Annotated in this window: 5 protein-coding genes and 1 other RNA gene; 2 read left to right on the top strand and 4 right to left on the bottom strand. The window is 72.6% G+C overall.

Annotation, left to right across the window (positions count from 1 at the left end):
- Both ssrA and ABD665_RS05515 read right to left on the bottom strand, forming a co-directional pair.
- Positions 1–350: a transfer-messenger RNA gene (ssrA, locus tag ABD665_RS05510) on the bottom strand.
- A 155-nt stretch (positions 351–505) separates the two neighbouring features.
- Complete coding sequence (locus ABD665_RS05515) at positions 506–1,123, bottom strand: magnetosome magnetite crystal formation protein family (protein ID WP_204911869.1); 618 nt, start codon at positions 1,121–1,123, stop codon at positions 506–508.
- Between the two features lie 247 nt (positions 1,124–1,370).
- On the opposite strand from ABD665_RS05515, the gene ABD665_RS05520 reads away from it, so the two are divergent.
- Positions 1,371–1,742 carry an FKBP-type peptidyl-prolyl cis-trans isomerase gene (locus tag ABD665_RS05520; RefSeq protein WP_204911868.1) on the top strand — a complete coding sequence of 124 codons (372 nt, stop codon included), beginning with the start codon at positions 1,371–1,373 and terminating at the stop codon, positions 1,740–1,742.
- A 41-nt stretch (positions 1,743–1,783) separates the two neighbouring features.
- Positions 1,784–4,261 (top strand): AAA family ATPase, encoded by a 2,478-nt coding sequence (locus ABD665_RS05525; protein WP_204914176.1) that lies wholly within the window; start codon positions 1,784–1,786, stop codon positions 4,259–4,261.
- A 17-nt stretch (positions 4,262–4,278) separates the two neighbouring features.
- Here ABD665_RS05525 and ABD665_RS05530 read toward each other — a convergent pair whose 3' ends face one another.
- Together ABD665_RS05530 and smpB are read right to left on the bottom strand one after the other, a co-directional pair.
- Positions 4,279–6,192, bottom strand: coding sequence for a DUF2207 family protein (locus ABD665_RS05530; RefSeq protein ID WP_204911867.1), 1,914 nt, complete (start codon positions 6,190–6,192; stop codon positions 4,279–4,281).
- Entirely contained in the window at positions 6,189–6,665 is a 477-nt protein-coding gene (gene smpB / locus ABD665_RS05535) for an SsrA-binding protein SmpB (RefSeq protein ID WP_204911866.1), read from the bottom strand. Before smpB ends, ABD665_RS05530 begins: the two co-directional genes overlap by 4 nt.
- Positions 6,666–6,757: the final 92 nt, after the last annotated feature.

Here is a 6,757-nt window from a genome sequence, read left to right on the forward strand (position 1 = left end):
GGCGGGAATCGAACCCGCGTCCTTGGACAGCGAACCAGGTCTTCTCCGGGCGCAGCTGGCTAGACGTTTTCTCGGTCCCTGCGCTTGCACCAGCACATCGCAGACAGACCCAGTCTCAGAAAAGTCCCGGACGCACCCTGAGACACGGTGCGGCCAGCAAGTCTCCTAGATGAGGCCAGGTTCCGGGGCGGAGACGTCCTCGGTCTGACCCTTCGATCACTGTTTAGACAGCGAGAGCGAAGTCAGTGCGCTTAGAGTTGGCACTTATTGGTTTCCAAGGGACATTAACGAGTTGACCTTGGATTCTCGGCCCGCTTCTCCTGGGACTACCGACCCAAGTCGAAACCGATCACCCCCTGTTGAGTTGTCCACCCCCGGTGCTGTCGCCAGCACCTGGAGCGAGGCCCCACCCTACTCGCGCAGCGCGGGACCTGCCATCCGTAACGCGGACCGGCCGGGAACATTCCCGGTCGGCCCGCGGCCCACGGACGAGGGTGTTACCCCGTTACTTCTCGTTCAGCACCTGGAGCTTGAGCGCCCGCGTGACCGGGTTGCGCCAGTCCTCGCCCTGCAGGGCCTTGGCCCCGCCGACGATCGTCAGGACGAACCACGCGACGGCGACGAGACCCAGGAGCGGACCGAACGTGTCCCCGGGGACGATCGCGGACCCGACGCCGGCGGCGACCAGTCCGAGGAAGGACAGCAGCTGGAAGTTGAAGGCTTTCGCCGCCTCGCGCCGCGCGTACGAGCCGGGGGCCGACAGCGCGAAGACGATCAGCGGACCGGCCAGCCAGAGCAGGAAGAACGAGAAGTGGGCAAACCCCGCGGCACCCCGACCGGCCTGCTCACGGGTCTCGGGCCGCACCAGCGGCTGGTAGGCCGGGTGCAGGTTCATCGCACGGGCCGCGACGGGGACCTCGACGATGCCGTAGAAGGCCTGGTTCAGCTCGCGCCGGTTCGACGCCTCCAGGACCTGGCCGAGGCGCCAGTCGAGCTCGCTCTCCCCGATCCGGTCCTCGGCGTACGCCTGCTGCAGCCACGACACCGCCCGGTCCCGCTGCTCCGGGGTCACGCTCATCTGCAGGGTCGGGTGCGGGTACGAATTCGGCTGGGTCGCGCTCATGTCGTCAAGGATCGCTCCGTACAGGTCCTCGCCACCATCAGGCGGGACCCCGATCCGACCCGGAGCCACCCGTGTGTCCCCTGAGAAGCGCCCCCTGAGCTTGTCGAAGGGCCACGAAGTGGTCGGCGTTGGCTGACCTCGACGACACCAACCTCTGCGAGGCCCTTCGACAGGCTCAGGGGGCGTGGTTCGTCAGGATCGGGGGGCGTCGCCGGGACGTGTCGGAGGCGCCCGTTAGGTTGGGACCATGCCTGAGAAGCCCGAAGTCGATGCCCCCGAAGGTCCGCCGCCCACCGAGCTGGAGATCACCGACCTGACCGTCGGCGACGGCCAGGAGGCCGGTCCCGGCGACCAGGTCAGCGTCCACTACGTGGGTGTCGCCCACAGCACCGGCGAGGAGTTCGACGCGTCGTACAACCGCGGCGCCCCGCTCGACTTCCCGCTCGGCGCCGGCCGCGTCATCCGCGGCTGGGACGAGGGCGTGGCGGGGATGAAGGTCGGCGGACGTCGCCGGCTGGTCATCCCGCCGCAGCTCGCGTACGGCGACCGCGGCGCCGGTGGCGTCATCGGCCCGGGCGAGACGCTGATCTTCGTCGTCGATCTCGTCGGCGTGCGCTGACCCCGGACGACCCGTCGCGGGCGCCCGGGCCTCACGGTTCGATCGAGGTCCGGGGCGCCCGCGAGCACAACCTGCGTGACGTCGACGTCTCGCTCCCCCGCGACGCCGTCGTCGCCTTCACGGGCATCTCCGGCTCGGGGAAGTCCTCCCTGGCCTTCGGCACGATCTTCGCCGAGTCCCAGCGGCGCTACCTCGAGTCGGTCGCCCCGTACGCGCGCCGGCTGATCCAGCAGGCGGGCGTCCCCCGCGTGGACGCCGTGACCGGGCTGCCGCCCGCGGTCGCGCTGCAGCAGACGCGCACCGGCGGTTCGTCGCGCTCGTCGGTCGGCACCGTCACGACGCTGTCCAACTCGTTGCGGATGCTGTTCTCCCGCACGGGCACCTATCCCGCCGGGGCCGAGCGGCTCGACTCGGACGCCTTCTCCGCGAACACCCCGGCCGGCGCCTGCCCGCAGTGCCACGGCGTCGGGCTGGTCTTCGCGGTCAGCGAGTCGTCCGTCGTGCCCGACCCCTCGCTCAGCATCCGGCAGGGTGCGGTGGCCGCCTGGCCGGGCGCGTGGCTGGGCAAGAACTTCCGTGACATCCTCGCGACGCTCGGCTACGACGTCGACCGCCCCTGGCGCGACCTCGACCAGGCCGACCGCCACTGGATCCTCTTCACCGACGAGCAACCCGTCGTCACCGTGCACTCCGAGCGCGAGGCCGGGCGGATCCAGCGGCCGTACCAGGGGAAGTGGACCGGCGTCCGGGCGTACGTGCTCGAAACCTTCGCGACCACCCGCTCCGCGCCGATCCGCCGCCGCCTGCGCGGCTACCTCGACGCCACGCCCTGCCCGCTCTGCGGCGGGCGCCGGCTGCGGCCCGAGGCCCTGGCGGTCACGTTCGCCGGGCACGACATCGCCGCCCTCGGCGCGCTACCCGTCGAGCGTCTCGTCGAGCTGCTGCGTACCGCCGCGGCCGAGCAGGAGCCGGACAGCGCCTCGGCCACGCTGCTCGGCGACCTGCTGGGTCGCAGCGAGCTCGTCGTCGACCTCGGCCTCGGCTACCTGGCCCTCGACCGCGCCGTCCCGACGCTCTCGGCCGGGGAGCTGCAGCGGCTGCGGCTCGCGACCCAGCTGCGCTCCGGGCTGTTCGGCGTCGTGTACGTCCTGGACGAACCCTCCGCCGGTCTCCACCCGGCCGACACCGAGGCGCTGCAGCGCGTGCTGCTGGGGCTGCGCGACGCCGGCAACAGCGTGCTGCTGGTCGAGCACGACCTCGACCTCGTACGGTCGGCCGACTGGCTGGTCGACGTCGGTCCGGGCGCGGGCACCGGCGGCGGCCGGGTGCTGCACAGCGGACCGGTGGCGGGCCTGCAGGACGTGACCGCCTCGGTGACCCGGCCCTACCTCGCGGTGGACCACCGCCCGGCGGTGCGCGCGGAGCCGCGGACCCCGACCGGCTGGCTAAAGCTGCAGGGGGTCTCGGCCCACAACCTCCACGACCTCGACGTCGCGCTGCCGCTGGGCACGTTCACCGTCGTCACCGGCGTCTCCGGCGCGGGCAAGTCCACGCTGCTCGGGGTGCTGGCCGACGCGGTCCGCGCGCACCTCGGGCTGCCCGACCCCGTCGAGGAGGAGACCGAGGACGACCCGGAGGCGGCCGAGACGGCACCCGACGAGGACGCGCCGGACGGTTCCGAGGACCTCCCCTCGACCCCGACGAGCCGCGTCGGCCGGGTGGACGGGCTCGACGCCGTACGCCGGCTGGTGCTCGTCGACCAGCGTCCGATCGGGCGGACGCCGCGGTCCAACCTGGCCACCTACACCGGCCTGTTCGACGCGGTGCGGTCGACCTTCGCCAAGACCCCCGAGGCGCGGCGCCGACGCTGGAGCGCCAGCCGGTTCTCGTTCAACGTGGCGGCGGGACGCTGCCCGACCTGCAAGGGCGAGGGCTTCCTGGCCGTCCGGATGCTCTTCCTGCCGGGTTCGTACTCGGTGTGCCCCACCTGCCACGGCTCTCGCTACGCCGCGGAGACCCTCGAGGTCACGCACCGCGGCCGGACGATCGCCGACGTCCTGGACCTCGACGTCGACGCCGCGCTGGTGGCGCTGGACGACATCCCCGCCGCCGTCCGCGGCCTCACCGCGCTGCGCGACGTCGGGCTCGGCTACCTGCGCCTGGGCCAGCCGGCGACCGAGCTGTCGGGCGGGGAGGCGCAGCGGATCAAGCTGGCGACCGAGCTGCAGCGCACCCGGCTGGCCGGCACGCTCTACCTGCTCGACGAGCCGACGACCGGGCTGCACCCGGCCGACGTGGAGCGGCTGCTGCGGCTGCTCCAGGACCTGGTCGACGCGGGCAGCACGGTCGTGGTGGTCGAGCACGACGCCGCCGTCGCCCTCGCAGCCGACTGGCTCGTCGACCTGGGACCGGGTGGTGGCGACGCCGGCGGTCGCGTCGTCGACGCCGGGCCGCCTGCCGAGGTCGTGCAGCGTGGGGCAGGCCCCACCGCCCTGCACCTGGGCCGACGCCTCGGCTGAGGCCGCCCAGGCTCAGGTCACCAGCTGCTGCTGCCGCCTCCGCCGCCACCGCCGCCGGAGAACCCACCGCCGCCGAACGAGCTGCCGCCACCGAAGCCGGTGCCGCTGCTTCCGCTGCTGACCGGGACCGGGGTGGCCGAGGACAGCAGGGTGCCGGTCAGGAAGCCCGTGTTGAACGAGCTCAGGTTCATGGTGCCGTAGTACCAGTACGGGGTCGTGTCGGGCAGCCGACCCATCGCCACGAGGTCCCCGCACACCTTCGACCAGCGCTCGGCCAGGCCGAAGACGATCGCCCAGGGGAGGTAGCGCGAGAAGATGTCCTCGCCCTCCTCGAAGCGGAGCTGGTCGGCCTCCGCGGTCGCGATGTAGGTCTTGAAGCCCTCGACCTGGTCGGACCAGGCCCGGCCCTCGGGGGTCCGCTGGCCGCGGCGCATCTTGGCCCGCACGATCAGGACGGTGATGAGCACCGGGAGGAGTGCCGCGGCGAGGAGCAGGGCCCACAGCCCGGCCTGGACCAGGCCGAAGAAGACGAGCGCCACCACCCCGAACCCGAGGCCCGTGGTCGAGCGGCCGCCGGGGACCTTCGTGAACCACCCCCGCGCGGTCACCTGCTCGCGGACGGACGCGTCCAGGGCCTGGTGCGCCGGCAGCAGACTGCCCTGCGAGCCCAGGTCGACGACCGTGCCCGGCGGGTCGCCGTGGAAGATGCCGTTCAGCAGGGCCATCTCGTGGGGAGCCGTCGCCACGCTCGGGTCGAGCAGGTCGACGCGCATGTCGTTCTTGTTCTCGCTGATGATGCGGACGCCGCCCCGCACCGCGAGGTCGACCAGCGTCGCGGCCGTCTCCTTGGTGTCCAGCACCCCGTCGACGAGCAGGCCCGCCTCGGCGACCGGGATCTTCGGCGGGACGAAGGCGACGGGGATCGGCAGGTCCGGGTCGTTCGGGACGGCCTCGACCTGCTGGCCGCCGGCCGGGAACGTGCCCGGCGGCAGGCCGGCGTAGCGCTGGTCGCGCCCGCGCTTGCGGTAGTAGGCCACGCCGAGGATCGGCGACGCGATCGCCGCTCCCCCGACCGCTACGCCGGCTCCGACGATCGCGGCCTGCTCCGCCGGCGTCCGGGCGTCGGCCCGCGGCTGCAGGTCGGGCGTGGCGACCGCGACCGCGCCGGGCTGGATCTTGACGCCGATGCTCATGTTCTCGCCGGCGGGCAGGTCGTCGGTCCGGAAGACGCCCGCGTCACCCTGGACCTTCGGGGCCTGCGTGCACGTGTTCGTCGACTGCACCGGGCCGGCGAAGCACCGGAGCGCTCCCTCGTACGGACCGTCCGGCACGGCGGCCGTGACGCTGACCCGCTCGAACGCCGGGTTGCCGGTTCCGGTGACGTCCCAGAAGAGCTCGTCGTAGGGCGGGTTCGCGTCCGGGGAGCTCCGCAGGGCGCCCCGGACGTCGTACGAGATGACGTAGGTGGCCGTCGGCGCGCTGATCGTCCGGCTGGCGCTGCCGATCTGGAGGGTGGTCTCGACCTCCCGGCCCTTGCGGGTCGAGTCGTCGCTGCGGCTGACCTCGGTGCTGACCCCGTCCGGGCTCGTGACCTTGAGGTTGCTGAGCGTGTAGACCGCGTCCTGGTCGGTGTCCTTGCCCTGCTCGGCCCACGGCTCGCGGACGACCAGGGTGCGCTTGATCCCGTGGCGGCCGGAGTCGCTGCCGAACTGCCAGACCCAGGTCTCCTGCACGCTCAGGGTGCCGCTGGCGTTGACCGTGTACTTCACGTCGAGCGAGCGGACCACGTCCGCCGTCGCCGCGTACGCGGGCCGGACGCCGAGCAGGGCGGAGGTGATGACCACGCCGCAGGCGAGGAACAGGGCGAGCAGGAGCCGCGAGGCCCGGCCGAGGAGGGCCGGCCGGAGCACGGTGCCCGCCCGGGTGGTCATCGTGCCCGCCGGTTGCGCGCCGCGAGCGCCCGCTCGGCCTCGCGGCGGCCCTCCCGCTCGGCGAGGGTGTGGCGCTTGTCGTACTCGCGCTTGCCGGTGCCGAGCCCCAGCTCGACCTTGGCGTAGCCGTCGTTGAAGTAGAGGGACAGCGGGATCAGCGTCGTGCCGCCCGGGCCCATCTCGCGCTCGATCTTGACGATCTCGCGGCGGTTCAGCAGGAGCTTGCGGGTGCGGCGGGCGGTGTGGTTGGTCCAGGTCCCGTGGCTGTACTCCGGGATGTGCGCCCCGCGCAGCCACACCTCGCCGTCGTCGACGGTCGCGAAGGCGTCGGTCAGGTTGGCGTGGCCCGCGCGCAGCGACTTGACCTCGGTCCCGCTCAGCACGATGCCCGCCTCCCACGTGTCATGGATGGTGTAGTCGTGCCTCGCCTTGCGGTTCGAGGCGACGAGACTGCGACCCTTCTCCTTCGGCATGTCCCCCATTGTCCCTGCTCGCGGGGTCGTCCCGGGTCGAACCCCCGGGCGGCACTCCCCTGCGGCTGCTCTCGGCCCCGGAAACCCGAGAC

It is taken from the genome of Microlunatus spumicola (assembly GCF_039536445.1).
Lineage (GTDB): Bacteria > Actinomycetota > Actinomycetes > Propionibacteriales > Propionibacteriaceae > Microlunatus > Microlunatus spumicola.